Origin of the sequence: Neochlamydia sp. TUME1, assembly GCF_000813645.1 — a bacterium.
In the GTDB taxonomy this organism is placed as follows: domain Bacteria; phylum Chlamydiota; class Chlamydiia; order Chlamydiales; family Parachlamydiaceae; genus Neochlamydia.
This window is the reverse complement of the sequence record NZ_JRXI01000190.1, coordinates 1-15,949: the sequence shown is the minus strand read 5'-3', so window position 1 is coordinate 15,949 and position 15,949 is coordinate 1. Positions and strand designations below refer to the sequence as shown.

The window sequence follows — 15,949 nt, the reverse complement described above, 5'->3', positions numbered from 1 at the left end:
TCGAAAAATATCGCCGAAAAAATAAAGCAGCGTTTTCAATTGTAGAATAGTAAGTACTTTTTAATTTGGGGTGAGCTAAAATGAAATAAAAAACTTTTAGCCATCTTATCTTTAAAGAAGTCATCCGCTTTTCTTCCCGCAATTAAGCAAGCTTAAACTAACCTACACATTTGTAACGACAAGAAGTTTTTCTCTTTTTCTGCAGAGTTTTATAGCTGGGAGAACAACTTTTTTTGATAGGAAGAAGCTAGTCGTATTGTATTCCATCATGCGGTAGAAAAATTAAAAGAAGGCACCCAAAAGAGCTGTTTTTCTCAAATAAGGCAAAGAATCAATTTCATTCTTTTAGTCAAACCAAAATTGCCGCGTCACTTAATCGCCAAAACCTGTGGCTGCTCCTAAATGCTTGGAAGGCCCCCCCCCTTTCCTGAATCTATCTGAAATAAAAGCGTGGTAGATTATCTATGGGTTGTTTTTTCCTTGATAAGGATGCGAATTCGTTTGACTTGCTTTTTTAATTTTTTTATATTGCCTTCAAAAATAAAAATGATAAAAGTTCATTACTACCCAAGGAAATAAAATGCATTCTATCTCTTCGGCATCTATTGAAAGCTTGCCTAATGAATTGCTGCTCCCTATCTTAGAGGCTTGCGTAGTTCCTTCCTTATTTAGCGTCTGTAAAAGATGGCATCATCTGCTGGCTTCTGAAGTCATGCCCCCTCTTTATAAAAAAATAGCACAGCTTCATTTCCCCACGAAGAATACCTCTACCCAGCGAACTCTTATGTTAGCTAAAGTTTATCAACTCAATCCTGGGCTTACCTCTACCGAAAAAGTTTATCAAGTTTTTAAACAAGTTTTTACCTTAGCTAAATCTATTTCTCCTTTGGAATTTAAAGAGAAAACAGAAGAAAAAAAAGGCTTAACGCTGGCTAATTACTCTTCTTATCTCTTAAATATTAATCGCCTTTTACTTTGGAAAAAACTTCCTGGTGGGGAGGAATACTTGAGCCGAGAAGAAATTAAGCACTTGCCTCTAGAAAAAAAAGGAGAGCTTCTTAGAGAGTGGATTGAAGAAAATTGTAAAAACATCACGGCTTTAGGTTTATATAGAGTAGGCTTGACTTATTTACCCCCAGAAATAGGCCAGTTATCTCAGCTGCAAAGGCTTGACTTAAGCGACAACCAGCTCACCGCTCTGCCTGCAGAAATAGGGCAGCTGTTTCAGCTACAATGGCTTGAATTAAATCAAAACCAGCTAACCAGCCTTCCTGCTGAAACAGGGCAGTTATCTCAGCTACAATGGCTTTACTTAAATCAAAACCAGCTCACCAGTCTTCCTGCAGAAATAGGTCAATTGTCTCAGCTGCAATGGCTTAATTTAAGCCAAAACCAGCTCACCAACCTTTCTGCAGAAATAGGGCAGCTGTCTCAGCTGCAAGGGCTTAAGTTAAGCCAAAACCAGCTCACCAGCCTTCCTGCAGAAATTGGGCAATTGTCTCAGCTTATCATGCTTGAATTAGCGGAAAATCCTTTGAAAGATATTCCAGAAAAAGTAAGGCAGCGTTTTCAATTGTAGGATGGCCATAAGTACTTTTTAAATTGGTTGAGCTAAAATGAAATAAAATCTTTTAGCCATCTTATCTTTAAACAAGTAATCCGCACTTAAATCAAAACTAGCCTACCAGTCTGCCAGCAGAAATCAGGCAGCTATCGAAGCTGCAAATGCTCCACTTAAGTGGCAACCTGCTTACCACCCTTCCTATAGAGATACGGCTATCTCAAGTTAAACACCTTCATTTAAACAGCAGCTAGCTTACCATTCTTTCTATAGAGATAAGCCAGCTATCGCAACTGTAATTGCTCTTCTTGCAGAGCAATCAGCTTACCCCCTTCCTACAGAGATTGGGCAGCTATCGAAGCTGCAATGCCTTAACTCAGATAATAAACATCTTACCAATATTCCCCCGGAGAGAGGGCAACTTTTTCAGCTTAATAGACTTTCCTTAAGATACATCCAACTAGCCTTGCTTCCTGCATAGATAGGTCGATTTTCTCGGCTATACGACCTGTGCTTAAGCAACAATCAGCTGGCCTCCATTCTAATAGAGATAAGGTAATTATCTCAGCTGCAATATCTTTGGCTATACAATAACCAGCTAACTACTCTTCCCGCTAACGTAGAGCAGCTATCGAAGCTGCAGGCGCTTTACTTAAGCGACAACCAACTTACAGCCTTTCCGGCAGAGATAGAGCAGCTACCTAAACTATTAAATTTTAAGCTAAAGGGGAATCTACTAGAAAACATTTCAGCGGAAGTAAAACAGTTTTTCAAGCTATAGCTGAAAAGGTAGATGTCTTCATCACCTATAATATTAAAAAAGCAATGGGCATCCTCCAAAGTTTTTAAGAATATAGATTAACGCATGTTATCCGATAAGAAAACACTCTAAGGCAGCTTCAAATTATACCTAAACTGTGGAGTCAACTCATTAACTTTTGTTTCTTTATGCAAGTCAATTGAATGCAGGGTTTACATGGTTCGTAAGCATAGGTAACTATTCCGCTGATTAGATTGATAAAAAAATTTCAAGGGCTACGATGTCGATGATGTTCGATTTGGCAAGAGTTTTTCAATTTATTGTTAAGTCTTTCAATGATGCCCCGTTTCCTTGATAAAATCTTACCTACCAGTGACATTAGCCTACTAAGCTTGGTAATAATTTCTAAGCCTTTGTCATCGAGCTTGATAAATAACTGATGAGATATATAGCTTTTATCGGCAAACATTTTGCCAAAAATGTATTTAGATAGATCAGGAGCAGGGATATGGGTCTCTACATTTCCTGGCGTTAATATATAGCAAGAATTTCCCCTTTATCCTTAATCACTAGATGTAGTTTGAATCTATAAAACCACCCTGTAGAGGCTTTTCCTCTTTTTGCTATTTTCTTGAAAACTAGGAGGGGGGTGGAGACGGCGCGTATGACATACTGTCAATAGAGTAAAATCGGCAAACGAGATGCCTGTATATTGTGAAGGTCTTTTTTTAACTATTTCCTTTTCATAGTTTAAAAGAAAGAGGTAGAGGGCAGAATAGGAGGAAAAGAAGAAATTTAGTAACCTAAAAGCTTGCAGCAAGAGGTTTTAAGGCTGTTGAAGATCAAGGAACCCTCTTTTAAGGCAGGCAAGAGAAGATATCCAGCTAAAAAGATGAAATTTAATAGATGACTTTCATCAGAAATAGAGCATGCGGGGGAGCGGATTTACCAGCACAGCGGCGGTCTTTAGAGGCAAAAATCTCAGGGATAGAGGAGATTGAACGTTTATCACAAGCAATCTCTAGAAGAGTACCCGTAATATTGCGCACCATTTTGTAAAGGAAGCCTTCGGCTTCAAATTCTAAGCACAAACCTTCCTCGGTAGGAACGACGTCAAGCCTTTGGAGAGTTCTTATGGGGTCATGGGCTGCAACTCCTGAATGGGCTTCATTGGCAAAGGCAGTAAAATCATGAGTGCCTATAAAAAATTGAGCTGCTTCTTTTAAAGAACCGCTGTCTATATTCTCGCCCACATGGAGGGAATACAAGCGATTGAAAGGATTTAAAGTAGGCTTAAGATGAAGATAATAATGGTAAATCTTTCCTTTTGCACTATAGCGGGCATGAAAGTTAAGAGGAACATTTTCTAGGCTATGGATGCGAATATCTCTAGGCAATATTCCATTTAGAGAATGCAAGAAACGTCTAGGATCAATTCGCAGGGAGGTTTTAAAGTTAGCAACTTGTCCTAAAGCATGGACTCCAGCATCTGTTCTTCCCGACCCTATTAAGGAGGTAGGATGTCTTAGCACTATCTTAAGGGTTTCCTCAATCTTTTGCTGAATAGCTATACCATTAGGTTGAATCTGCCAACCATTGTACTGAGTGCCATCATAGGCAATAATCATTTTATAATTATATTCTTTCATCGTCTAGATAGGCTCATGGAGCAGATATTTAGCCAGGATAAGATCTTCGGCCGTGGTAATCTTTAGATTTGTATAGCATCCCTCAACTAATTTGACGGGATGTCCTAGATGTTCGACTAAGGAGACATCGTCAGTGACCTTTAAATGATTTTTAAGAGCATAAGCAAAGCCTTGTTCCAAAATATCTTTGCGAACTACTTGAGGCGTCTGAACTTCCCAATAGGTGGAGCGATCAGGCGTTTGCTTGACTATATGATTTCCGTCGTGCTCTTTAATCGTAAATTTAATAGGCATGCCAGCTGCGGCGGCTCCGTGCTGGAAGGCTGCTTTTAAGACACGTTGCACTAGGGGAGGGGTAATAATAGGGCGAGCAGAGTCATGAATGCAGACAAAGCCTGCTTGCGAGGTAAGAGCCTTTAAGCCATTGAAAACAGAGTCTTGCCGATGCCTACCAGGACAGGCAAACTTTAACGGTACTGAAAGCTCGGGAGAAGTAAAGAATTTTTGATAGGCGGGGTCACAAACTACTACAATTTCAATCACCTCAGGTAGGGTTTTAAAAACATCTAAACTATAAGTAGCGATGATCTTATTATGGAGAGTGAGAAATTGTTTAGGAGTAGCATTTTGCATGCGTAAACCTTGGCCCCCACATAAAAGAATAACGCTTACTTCTTGAGAAGTCATGATTTTAAGCCTCTAAGGTCAACAGAAGGAGTTCAGGCATAGAAAACCATCGAAAGGGCATGATACTCCCTATGCCCCGGTTGACATAAATCCATTTATTTTGCATGCATATTAAACCTTTTTTTAAGTAAGGATTTTCCATCAAAGTAAATTTTTTCCATAGCCAGGGAAGATTAACTTGGCCTCCATGGGTATGTCCACATAAGATAACATCCCAGGAAAAATTTAGCAAATGAGGTACAATGTCTGGATTGTGAGCAATGACAAGTCCAGGGAAACGGGGGTCAACAGTTTGAAAAGCTAATCTAGGGGAATGCCGACCTGTGGAATACTCTTCCAAACCAATTATATTAATAAAGCTACCTTTTATGGGAACCAATAGGGATTCGTTTTTTAGTAATCGAAAATGAGTGTTTTTTAAAGCTTTTTCCAATTCCTCATGAGGTTTTACCGCCCTAGCATGATCTGTTACTCTTCTTACCAAAATTTTATTTGTCCATAAACGTTTCAAAACTTTATTTATGGAACCCGTAGAAGATGGGAGGACATCATACTCTCCTTTTTCATTTACAGAAACAAAAGCATTATAGTCATGATTACCTAGAACGGCAAAGCATCCGTAAGGCGCTTTTAACGAAGCAAAAAATTGCTCGAGCCTCATCAAGTCACGAGAAAGAGAAAAACAAAGAAAATCTCCTGTAAATACAATGATATCAGGTTGGAAGCTTTCGATTTTTCTTTTAATTTTTTTTAGAAATCGCTGGGAAACTTGAGGATGAAGATGTAAATCTGAAAATTGGGCTATCTTCAATCCTTGTAGATCTTTAGGTAAATAGGGAATCTTAAACCTTTTGAAGGTCTTACTAACCAATTTATTTTCAATAAAACGTGGCCAAATCCCTATAATCGACAGACAGCACCAAAGGTCCCAAAAAAAATTAGGCAAATTAATAATAAATTTGTTGAGTCTATGGTTTTTTTTCATGGAGTTGTTAAAATTTTAAGGAAGAACCTTACAAATGAAAAGAAAAAAATGCTAACCATTAATATATAAGGCATTAAAGATTAGCATTTTTATAGAAGAGTCTAAGAACTAGCTGCTTCTGGCTCTTTAATATGCTTAGAAATCTTGCTTGTCATTTTAAACATATCAATACTCTGATTTCCAAGAACCTTAGCTAATTTAGCATCAGGATTGATATTTCTTTTATTTTGAGCATCTTGAAGATTATGCTTTTTAATATACTCCCATACTTTTTTTGTGATCTCCGTACGCGGCATAGAGCCTTGTCCGACGATTTCTGCCAATTCAGGGCTCACCTGTACGGGTTTCATAAAGGCTGAATTTTTTTTTGCCATCATTTACTCCTTATGCTTTGTTAAAGGATATTGCTTTTTTCCAAATAACTGTTAAATCAAGTTAGCTAGATTGTCTCGGTAACATTCCTAGCTAGGGGATTCTTTGTAGCGCTGTTTTCATTTATAAGTCAAAAGAAATCATAAGAAAAAAGCATTAAGATCCGTTATTGGATTAGGGATAAAATCAAATTCTTTGCTATAAATGCTTCCATCTTAACCAGGTAAAAGAAAATATCATGTCTACATCTACTTCTGCTATACATTCTATCAAACATAGCCTTAAAAGGTTAAAATCTCTTACGGCGCAATTGAAAAACGCTAAGAAGATTGACGAGCGGCTTGATATATTGAATCGAAATCCCGAAGTACAAGCTTTTCTACAGCAAAACTCCTGCTTAAAGGATTTTCTTTTTTGCTGTAATGCACACGCACAAGTCATTATTAAATCTTTATTAGCTTTAGGCCAAGGACCTATAATTTTTCAAGGGATGCATCAACATTCGAATCCTCACCTAGCTCTTAATCAATTAATTGAAAGCTTAGCACCTGTTGAAAACTTTTATGCAATGATGGGTGGCTTGGTTGGCTATCATTGTATGATGTTACAGCTTATTGAAGAAAAAGAATTAGGGAAGAAGGAAGATAATTCTTTACCACCTGCGGAACGTTATAGCAAGCCACCAGGTTACGATATATCCCAGGAAACTTCTTTTGTAAGGAAAGCAATTCGAGAGGCTGTGGAAAAGATGCCTTTAATAGCAGAAATATATCCAGTAGGTGGAGCGGGGGATCGCTTAAAATTGCAGGATGAAAAAACTGGCGAAGATTTGCCTTCAGCAGAACTGCTCTTTGAGGGGAGAACCTTATTAGAAGGATTAATTCGCGATTTGCAAGCGCGCGAATACCTATATTATAAATTGACGGGAAAATATTTAATTGTTCCAGTGGCTATGATGACTTCTGATGAGAAGAATAATTATAGGCATGTCTTTGATATCTGTAAGCGGTCGAGTTGGTTTGGGCGGCCGCAAGATACGTTTGATTTCTTTAAGCAGCCTTTAGTGCCTGTCCTGACTAAGCAAGGAGACTGGGCAGTGGCAGAATCCATGAAAGTTATTTTTAAGCCAGGTGGACATGGAGTGATTTGGAAACTAGCAGTAGAAGCAGGTGTGATCGATCGCTTGTTAAAGAAAGGTTACACTAAAGCTCTGGTGAGGCAGATCAATAACCCTGCCGCTTCGACTGATTATGGGCTGCTTGCTTTTAGTGGGTGTGGAATTCTAAATAACCAAAGTTTAGGATTTGCCTCCTGTCCGCGCCTGTTAAATACAGCTGAAGGTATGAATGTGCTGATAGAGAAAGAGAGTAATCAAGGATATGATTACTGCATTTCCAATATTGAATATCCAGATTTTGTAAAAAGAAACATTCCAGAAATAGCTGAACAGCAAGGAGGCTTTTACTCGGCGCTTCCTGCAAACACTAATATACTATTCGTTGATCTAATGGCGATTAAAAATTTAGTGGATAGTTGCCCAATTCCTGGCATGTTAATTAACATGAAACATAAGGTCACTTGCCTTTCTTTAGAAGGAAGAAGACAACAGGTGCATGCAGGACGTTTAGAATCGCTTATGCAAAATATTGCCGATGGAATGACTACTCCTTTTCTTCAAAGGCAAAAGCATTTGCAAGCTAAAGACCTTGGTACGTTTGTTACCTATAACCAAAGAAGGAAAACAATTTCGGTGACAAAAAGAGCATTTACAGAAGGACAATCTTTTTTGGAAACCCCTGAAGGATGCTACTGGGATCAACTACAAAATCATTACGAATTGTTTACTCATTATTGCAAAATGCAGCTTCCCGAAGTTCCTAATGAGGATAAATACATTCAAGAGGGGCCTACTTGTATTACCTCCTTTCATCCCGCTCTAGGCCCTTTATATTCGGTAATTGCTCAAAAAATTCATGGAGGAAGTTTAAGTTTAAATTCCGAGATGGTCTTAGAAATTTCTGAGCTTATTCTGCAAAAAGTGAATATAAAAGGCAGTCTGTTAATTTATGCAGAAAATATAGTAGGCCATAAAAATGCCCAGGGGATCATCACGTATAGTGAAAAGGTAGGACGCTGTGTGTTGAAAAATGTATACGTGGTTAATCGAGGAATTAATAAAAAGCTTTCCTCTTCTTATTGGAAAAAGCAAATTATTAGAGAAGAATCTTTGAAGATTACCTTGAAAGGGTGTTCAGAATTTATTGCTGAAAATGTAACTTTAGAAGGAGACCTAGAGATTGAGGTGGCTGATGGAGAGCGTCTAATTGCTCAGAATAGGGAAGGAGAACTAACGTTTATTAGAGAGCAAATAAGGGTTCCTCGTCCCCTATTTACCTATTTCTTTGATAAAGAGGATAGGATGATTTTAGAAAAACACTTAGACACATGAATGCGTCTAAGTGTTAAACATGTACCTGGATTAAAAGGTATGGCGAGAAAAGGTAACAGGATTGCAGCCAAAAGCAAACATCACTGCGCCTGCAACAAATAGTAACGCACCTGCTGCTACTGTGGCAACAGCGCGAGCAACCTGCTGCTTTTTAGATTTAAGAGTCAAGCTTGCTCCTAATCCAGAGAGAGCAGCTGTTCCTAAGATAGCTCCAACACCGTAACCAGAGCGGAGATAAGCAGGGAAATTTTTAAAAAAATCAACAGTTGCAAACCACATTCTGGCTACAAGTGTTTTAATTGCTCTAGCGCCATGGTTAAATTGGCGCCCTAGCCATGTTGCGCCTGACTTTACAGTATCTCCTAGTGATCTTACACTTAAAGAAGCCGTGCTTTGTACATTAGTAGTTTCGACCATAAAAATCCTCCAGGATTTCTTTTGAAAGTTAATAAAAAATATTTCAAACCAACCGAGCTTACATTTTTTCAGAAAGAAAATATCCTTACTATACGATTTGCCTCATTTTCTTGCAACAAAGAGGCAAGCGAACAAGAAATGGAAAATTTTTAATTTCTTTGCTTTCGATAAAGTTTGAGCTTGTCAAAAGTTCTTTAACTTTATAATTATCTCATCCTATCACTTTTTATATTAAAAGGAAAATTATTTTAAACAGCCTTTACTATACTGTTTAAAGATGGTGTTATAGTAAAATTTATTTTCGAGATTTAACTTTGCTTTATAAATTTGTTTAGGAACGATTGGCTTAAAAGGACGAGCGAGAAAGATTTATGTCTCATCATCTTTCACACGATTAAGAAAAGAATAAAAGTTATGAAAAGCTTTAATTTCAGAAGGGTTGTTTTTTTGAATTATTTCGCTAGATAGTAAGGGTAAGACAGTATTAAGAATCACCTTATCTTTCCAACTTTTTTTTAATAAAGGTATAGGTAAGGCTTGCTTTTGACTTTCGAAAGTATAATGATGCCTCCAATATTCGTCCGAGTAAGAGGGTAATCGATCTTTAATTCTATTGAGTAGTAGCTTCCAATCTTTTTTCAAATAAGCTTCAGGCCAGCCCTGGTGCCAGCATGCATATATTTCGGTAAATAAGGAGGGCATTAAAGGGTCTTGAATTAATTTGACTAAATAAGCTATCCCCCTGATGGGATGATTTAAAGGCCTTATTTGGTTTAGTAAAAGACGAATTGAGTGAGGGATAAGGGTGGAAAACTGAGTATAAATTTGAAGAAGCTCCTGATAAAAGAAGGAATCTTTCCATTTTAACTTGTATTTTTCAGCAAAAAAACCGCTCATTCCTAAAGCTATACTTAGAAGTTCATTCTCAGTTTTATCTTTGTATTTTAGAAGCCTTACAAATAATTCAAAGAACGCTTCCGCATTTTGCTTGCCTCCTAAGGCCATAGCAATTCCAGTGGGTAGAAGAAGGCGGGCATCTTCCATATGCCCTTTAAGATATTGAACTTTTTGGGCAAGCCCCCAACTTACAGATGAGGGCAAAAGATTAAATATTTTTTCCTCTACAAAAGAGCTAGAGGGTGAAAAGCAAGAGGGATTATTTCCCAAAAATTTTCGATAAGGGTATTGTTCAATATCGATAAGTTGAAGGATTCTCGTTTGCGAAATTGTCAGATAAGGAGCTAGGTAAGTTTGATAAACCTTCTCTCCTTTTGCATTCTTTATTGGTGTAGGCGCAGCAGAAAGGGGAGGCCATAAACAGACATGTAAAATAACCTCTTTGTAACGGTTATCAGAGTCATGCTGTAAATTTGTCCAAGCCTCATCCTCTAGGTGAACTTCAATGTCCCCCCTTAGCTCCTGATCTCCGATTTTAAGATGAGCGTTTAGAAAAACAGGGCCTGCTTCATGATTCCATATTCCTGGGGAAATGACTGTAATAGGTAGCTGATCGCTTGTTTTTAAGTTTTTAAAATATTTTTGCTCCCACCACATGGCTTGGAGGTGGTTTTCAGTCCAATAAAGATAAGGATACTTGGTTTCAGCAACATTATAGCTGTTTATAGCTAATAAGTTGGAATACCAATCATTTTCTTCTTCGTAAAGGGAAACGTGCATGACTGCTACCCACCTTTCAATATCTATCTATTTAAAATATTGCTTTTTTTTTACACAAGAAAAAAAAGCTTATAAAGCGCTTAAGATATAAAATCATTTAAATAAAATAAGAGGCTGCTCTTTATATTCTTTCGATAATTAAATCTAAATTAAATTTTATCAATATAGGAGGGTAACAACTCTCCATCCCTAGATGGTAAAGTTAAACTTTTCTATCCTATTTTAAGAAGTAAATTAAAAAATTTAATACTCTATAGACAAATTTGTAAAACTTCTTCTTATGTTTAATTTTTTGTGCCTTACCTATTATCAAAAGAAGTGGAAATAAATTAAACTAAATTTAACGAAAAAATGAGTAGGAAGAACGTAGGTACCCTATTAAAAAGCAATTATATCTACTTTGACTTTTTATGGCTCTATGAGATATATTATTTGACAGTTCTTAACTTATAAGGAAACCTATGAATTCTGAAACTCAGCAACGTTTAAAAATTATCGAAGATAAACTTTTGCATATGTTGAGGTATCTTTGACTTAGCTTCCAAAGAAGCACGCATTAAAGAATTAGAAGCTTTTATGGAGAAGCCCTCTTTTTGGGAAAATCACGAAAAAGCTCAGCTAGTAATCGAGGAAGCAAACTCTTTAAAGGCTTGGATTGTTCCTTATCAAAATTGCAAGCAGCTTTTCTGCGATCTTAAAGAACTTTTGCCTGAAGCTTATGCAAGTGGGGATGAAGCATTAGTGAATGAATTAGTCCAAGAACTGGATGGAGTAGAGAAAAAATTAAATGATTTAGAAATTCGCAAAATGCTTGCGGGTGAGCTAGATAATAAAAATTGTTACTTAAGCATTAACTCAGGGGCAGGAGGAACAGAAGCTTGCGATTGGGCTTTGATGTTATCTCGTATGTATCAACGTTGGGCAGTTAAACGCGGATGGAAAGTAGAGCTGATCGATAGGGTAGAAGGCGATGTCGCTGGTATAAAAAGCATTACCTTTAAATTTGATGGAGAATTTGCTTATGGGTATGCTAAAGCTGAGAAGGGTGTTCATCGTTTGGTGCGTATCTCTCCTTTTGACGCCAATGCCAAAAGGCATACAAGTTTTGCTTCCGTAGATGTAACTCCAGAAATTACTGATGATATTGTGATCGATATTAAGCCAGAGGAGATCCGAGTGGATACTTATCGTGCCTCTGGAGCTGGTGGACAGCATGTTAACAAAACGGATTCAGCTGTACGAATGACACATTTGCCGACCGGAATTGTGGTCTCTAGCCAGACTCAACGAAGCCAGGTGCAAAACAGAGAATCCTGTCACAAGATGTTGCGCTCAAAATTATATGAGAAAGAAGTAACAGAAAGAGAGAACGCTCTTAAAGCACTTTCAGGTGAAAAGAAAGAAATTGCCTGGGGCAGTCAAATCCGTAATTATGTTTTTCAACCCTATACTTTAGTTAAAGATACTCGAACTAAACATGAATCAGGAGATATCCAAGCAGTGATGAATGGTGAACTTGATGATTTTGTAAATGCTTATTTGAAGGAGTTTGAATGACAGAGAAAAAAAACTCTCCAGAAGGAATAGAGCTGCGCTATTCAGATTTAAGTGATGGAAAATATTTGAAGCAGTGGCTTTTAGATCCTAGCGTGGCCCGTTGGTTTCCTATGTTTGATGAAGTTGAAATAGATGATGCAGTGGCACGGTGGATAGGGTTTAGCCGGTATAAATGCAGCTTAACAGCCACCAAAGAGGGCGTTCCCTGTGGAATTACTACCTTATATTTACAGCCCTACCGCAAGCTTGCTCATCAGTGTGAATTTGGTATTATTGTGGCACCTGAAATGCGAGGGCAAGGTGTAGGAACTTTGCTAATCAGTAATCTTAGCCATATGGCGAAAGAAAACTTTAAGATTGAAGTATTACATCTCCAAGTCTATGCAGAAAACCCTGCCATTCATCTTTATACTCGTATGGGCTTTCGAGAATTTGGAAGGCAGACGCATTGGATTAAAGAAAAAGACGGCTTCTATGTCGGACGAGTTTTCATGGAACGTTGGTTGTAATAGTTCAAGAATTCCTTGTTTTTTATTAAAATAATTTTATTATGTTATGACACTAACTGTTTTTCAACAAGAAGTCGAAAATTTATCAGGTATTAAATTAAAGCTGAAAATTAATGACAACCGCTCTACTATGTTAAGTGTACGATGGGAAACTGATTGTACGAGAGTTTCTTTACATCGCATGTTTTTAGAGGCTCCTCAAAATGTTTTAGATTCTTTGGCTTGTTACATTCGCCAAGAGCATAAGATGATTTCTTCTGAGATCAAAATCTTTATGGAAAATAGCCTTAAAAAGCTTGATTATTCGCATACCTTAGACAGATCCAAACTGTCTTGCCAAGGAAAGGTTTATAATCTCCAACATCTTTACGATGAACTTAATGATCAATATTTTGAAGGGAAAGTAAAATTATTTATTACGTGGTTTGGTAAACATGCTCAACTTAATAAAAGGTCTGTGACTTTTGGCCTTTATCATCACCCTCTTAAGCTAATAAAAATTAATCGTTTGTTGGATAACACGAACATTCCGAAGTATGTGATTAACTACGTTATTTTCCACGAAATTTTGCATCATATTTGTCCTTCTTACATGGACGAAAAAGGCCTACATCGCATTCATAGCAAAGAATTCAAAGCAAAAGAAGAAAGTTACGAGCATTTTGACATAGCCCACCAATGGATTAAAAAACATCGGGTGCACCTTTTCGCGCATCTTGACTAAGCTTGCAGATTTAAAAAATGCTCTATAAATTAAAGGAATTTTATCATGGCTGGCCATAGTAAATGGGCAAATATTAAACATAGAAAAGGAAAAGCAGATGCTAAAAAAGGCAAAATATTTTCTCGTATTGCCAAAGAGATCATTAGCGCTGTAAAGGTGGGAGGAGGCCCGGAGGTAAAAAACAATCCTCGCTTAAGGTTAGCTTTGGAAAAAGCACGCGCGGCAAATGTCCCTAATGAAATTGTAGAACGGAACATTAAAAAAGCTTCTAATGCCGATCAAGCAGATTATACAGAGATGATGTATGAATTGTATGGCCATGGAGGCGTAGGAATTATTGTTGAAGTGATGACGGATAATAAAAACCGTGTAGCCTCTGAAATGCGCATTGCTACCAATAAAAAGGGAGGAACGATCGCTACGCCGGGTGCTGTATCTTTCAATTTTGATCGTAAAGGCATTCTTCAGATTAATAAAGGGCAGGCCCCTGAAGAAGAGCTGTTTTTAAAAGCCACAGAAGCAGGCGCAGAAGATTTTGATAGTGAAGATGGGATCTATCTCATCACCACAGATCCTACTGCTTTATATAGTGTTAAAGAAGCCTTAAATCAAGCGAATATTGCATGCGAGGAAGCTAGCTTAGAAATGATACCTAAGTCTTTTATAGAATGTAATGAAGAGTGTGCAAAAGCTAACTTGGCCTTAATAGAATGGTTAGAAGCGCTGGATGATGTAGATGCTGTTTATCATAACATGAACTTTTCAGAATAAGTAACGCATAGAAGGAATTCTCGGCTTAATTTTTTATCTTTCCCATCAAAGCTTAAAAAGCTTTAAGGCTTTTTTTTCTTTGCTTCCATCTTAATAATCGCCTCGCATGAGGGAGAGTTGTTTAAAGCCTTACCCCCACCTTATCTCCCCAATTTTTTCTTAAGCTAGTCCTAAAGAGTACATAAAATTTTATTCATTTTTCCCTCGTAGCCAGATTTTAAAAAAATGTTTAAAGTTTTTTGATGTTTTTCCCTGTCATACTTAAAAACAGGGTGGTTGTTACCCCTTATTAATTTTTCTAATGACAAGCTTAAGAAGGCTAAGCAGCAAATTTAGAAAGCGTGACCCTTTTGCTTACTTTCTTTTATTTAACTTTATCTACATTACCTTTTAAGAGAACTGTTTATAAACATTTAAATAAAAATCTTGGGGAATATTTAATATTAATAGTTTGTTAACCGCTAGCCATTTAGCCTATCTATTTAGTAAACACCAAAGAATTAATCGTTAAAGAGCAATTTGCTTTTTACTTGTGTAAAATATATTTTTGAATATATAGATGAATTTATTGGGCTTGTAATATTAGGAGGCATCTATGACGAGTGTATTAAACTCTAAAATAGTAAGTATGTTAGAAAACCCGCGGTTGGCAGAAAACCAAAAAGGCAATTTAAATGGGCGCAAAACGCTCCCTTTGCCTTACTATCTACTCAAGAGTGGAGCTGTTATCGGAGGAGTGGCTACAGTAGCTTGTGGCGTAGCTGCCATTGGCTTTTCAACCTTGCCTATGCTAGTAGCTGCATTGGCTTGTGGATTAGTATGTTTGAGCAGCGCAGTAGGCTCCTTTTATATTGAGCGTCTTAGTCATCCTAACAAATCTCATCCTCTTATTAATCCTCAGCTTCCTGAAAGGACGCATAATTATAATAAAATTGACGAATATCTTAAAAATGCTAATGAAAATCTCCTCAAGGCGGAGAACAATATTGAAAAGCATACGAGTGAAATAAATGTTTTACATGCGCAACTGCGGCTAAAAGAAGCAGAAATAGAAGATAAAAATAAGATGATTAAGAGTTATCTAAAGACTTTAGAAGAGGGCCGAAAAAATGTTGAAAAAGATTTACAAACCATTGTGCTTTTTTTAAAAGAGAAAGGTGAAAATGAGGTGCAAGTACAGCAAGTCCTTTCTCTCCTTAATCACATGCGTTCCCTCGCTAGGCGGCAAGAAAAAGAAGAGGAATCATCAGATTATGATAACCTCTTAAAAGACTATCTTGATTTGAATGCGCGCTTGCTCTCTATTCTATCTATTCTTCCTCACTGTTTTGATAAGTATAGAGTCCAGATGAAAACGGAAAGCAATTTAGAAGGGGGAACTGTTAAAGGCGTAATTAATGTAAAGGATAACCGAGAACTAGAAATTCAAAATTTAAAAAGCGAAGTTAAAAGACTGAAAGAAGAATTAGAAAAACAGTACGCCCATTACCAATTTATTGATCAGATAATCGACCAGAAACAGGAGTTGGAAAAGACCAATCTATCTAAAAGCCAGGAATCCTCTAATTTGTCGCACAGCTTTATAGTCGTAGAGCCTCATTTGTAGATGATCACGTGTCCATAAAATTTCTTAGAGTTTTGGAGAATAGTGCCAAAGCTCTTTTTTATTCTTGCTCTCTAAAATTTAAAAAATCTGATACTCGATGATGTACTTTTTTCTTGTTGACTAATTTTTAATAAAATATTGTTATACCTTATCAACTCATTAAAAATAATTTTTCGTCTATGTTTTCCCAACCGCTTCCCTTTATAAAAGAATATTTAAATCAAC

14 protein-coding genes and 1 pseudogene are annotated in these 15,949 nt (G+C 37.1%); 8 read left to right on the top strand and 7 right to left on the bottom strand.

From position 1 onward, the window contains the following. Window positions 1-580 precede the first annotated feature (580 nt). Both DB41_RS10910 and DB41_RS13055 read left to right on the top strand, forming a co-directional pair. A complete protein-coding gene (locus DB41_RS10910; protein WP_052244052.1) occupies window positions 581-1,579 on the top strand; it encodes a leucine-rich repeat domain-containing protein in 999 nt (332 codons plus the stop codon). A 550-nt stretch (window positions 1,580-2,129) separates the two neighbouring features. Then, entirely contained in the window at window positions 2,130-2,342 is a 213-nt protein-coding gene (locus DB41_RS13055) for a leucine-rich repeat domain-containing protein (protein ID WP_155117641.1), read from the top strand. A 247-nt stretch (window positions 2,343-2,589) separates the two neighbouring features. Here the strand turns inward: DB41_RS13055 and DB41_RS08645 are convergent. The 5 genes and pseudogenes from DB41_RS08645 to DB41_RS08625 form a co-directional block, all read right to left on the bottom strand. Then, window positions 2,590-2,948, bottom strand: a pseudogene (locus DB41_RS08645) (transposase). A gap of 272 nt (window positions 2,949-3,220) precedes the next feature. After that, window positions 3,221-3,970: a tRNA pseudouridine(38-40) synthase TruA gene (truA, locus tag DB41_RS08640; protein ID WP_039386376.1), complete on the bottom strand. Its 750-nt coding sequence runs from the start codon at window positions 3,968-3,970 to the stop codon at window positions 3,221-3,223. A 3-nt stretch (window positions 3,971-3,973) separates the two neighbouring features. Then, entirely contained in the window at window positions 3,974-4,657 is a 684-nt protein-coding gene (gene ispD / locus DB41_RS08635; RefSeq protein WP_039386375.1) for a 2-C-methyl-D-erythritol 4-phosphate cytidylyltransferase, read from the bottom strand. Between the two features lie 4 nt (window positions 4,658-4,661). Beyond that, window positions 4,662-5,642 carry a UDP-2,3-diacylglucosamine diphosphatase LpxG gene (gene lpxG, locus DB41_RS08630; protein ID WP_052244051.1) on the bottom strand — a complete coding sequence of 327 codons (981 nt, stop codon included), beginning with the start codon at window positions 5,640-5,642 and terminating at the stop codon, window positions 4,662-4,664. Window positions 5,643-5,743: 101 nt separating this feature from the next. Beyond that, window positions 5,744-6,019 (bottom strand): SWIB/MDM2 domain-containing protein, encoded by a 276-nt coding sequence (locus tag DB41_RS08625; RefSeq protein WP_039386374.1) that lies wholly within the window; start codon window positions 6,017-6,019, stop codon window positions 5,744-5,746. Between the two features lie 233 nt (window positions 6,020-6,252). Between DB41_RS08625 and DB41_RS08620 the strand changes: the two genes are divergently transcribed. Beyond that, window positions 6,253-8,463, top strand: a complete 2,211-nt coding sequence (locus tag DB41_RS08620) for a UTP--glucose-1-phosphate uridylyltransferase (protein WP_052244050.1) — start codon at window positions 6,253-6,255, stop codon at window positions 8,461-8,463. Between the two features lie 30 nt (window positions 8,464-8,493). Here DB41_RS08620 and DB41_RS08615 read toward each other — a convergent pair whose 3' ends face one another. Together DB41_RS08615 and DB41_RS08610 are read right to left on the bottom strand one after the other, a co-directional pair. Further along, window positions 8,494-8,880 (bottom strand): hypothetical protein, encoded by a 387-nt coding sequence (locus DB41_RS08615; RefSeq protein ID WP_039386372.1) that lies wholly within the window; start codon window positions 8,878-8,880, stop codon window positions 8,494-8,496. 369 nt (window positions 8,881-9,249) lie between these two features. Continuing rightward, on the bottom strand, window positions 9,250-10,557 hold the full coding sequence (locus DB41_RS08610) for a DUF2851 family protein (protein WP_039386371.1): 1,308 nt from the start codon (window positions 10,555-10,557) through the stop codon (window positions 9,250-9,252). 461 nt (window positions 10,558-11,018) lie between these two features. On the opposite strand from DB41_RS08610, the gene prfB reads away from it, so the two are divergent. The 5 genes from prfB (at window position 11,019) to DB41_RS08585 (ending at window position 15,724) form a co-directional block, all read left to right on the top strand. Next, a protein-coding gene (prfB, locus tag DB41_RS08605; RefSeq protein ID WP_202965122.1) for a peptide chain release factor 2 occupies window positions 11,019-12,114 on the top strand; the annotation gives its coding sequence in 2 pieces (ribosomal slippage) (window positions 11,019-11,087 and window positions 11,089-12,114; 1,095 coding nt in all). Then, complete coding sequence (locus DB41_RS08600; RefSeq protein ID WP_039386369.1) at window positions 12,111-12,623, top strand: GNAT family N-acetyltransferase; 513 nt, start codon at window positions 12,111-12,113, stop codon at window positions 12,621-12,623. The genes prfB and DB41_RS08600 overlap by 4 nt, the downstream gene beginning before the upstream one ends. Window positions 12,624-12,669: 46 nt before the next feature. Then, entirely contained in the window at window positions 12,670-13,347 is a 678-nt protein-coding gene (locus DB41_RS08595; RefSeq protein ID WP_039386363.1) for a hypothetical protein, read from the top strand. 45 nt (window positions 13,348-13,392) lie between these two features. Further along, on the top strand, window positions 13,393-14,118 hold the full coding sequence (locus DB41_RS08590) for a YebC/PmpR family DNA-binding transcriptional regulator (RefSeq protein ID WP_039386362.1): 726 nt from the start codon (window positions 13,393-13,395) through the stop codon (window positions 14,116-14,118). Between the two features lie 595 nt (window positions 14,119-14,713). Next, window positions 14,714-15,724: a hypothetical protein gene (locus tag DB41_RS08585; protein ID WP_039386361.1), complete on the top strand. Its 1,011-nt coding sequence runs from the start codon at window positions 14,714-14,716 to the stop codon at window positions 15,722-15,724. The last annotated feature ends 225 nt before the right edge of the window (window positions 15,725-15,949 follow it).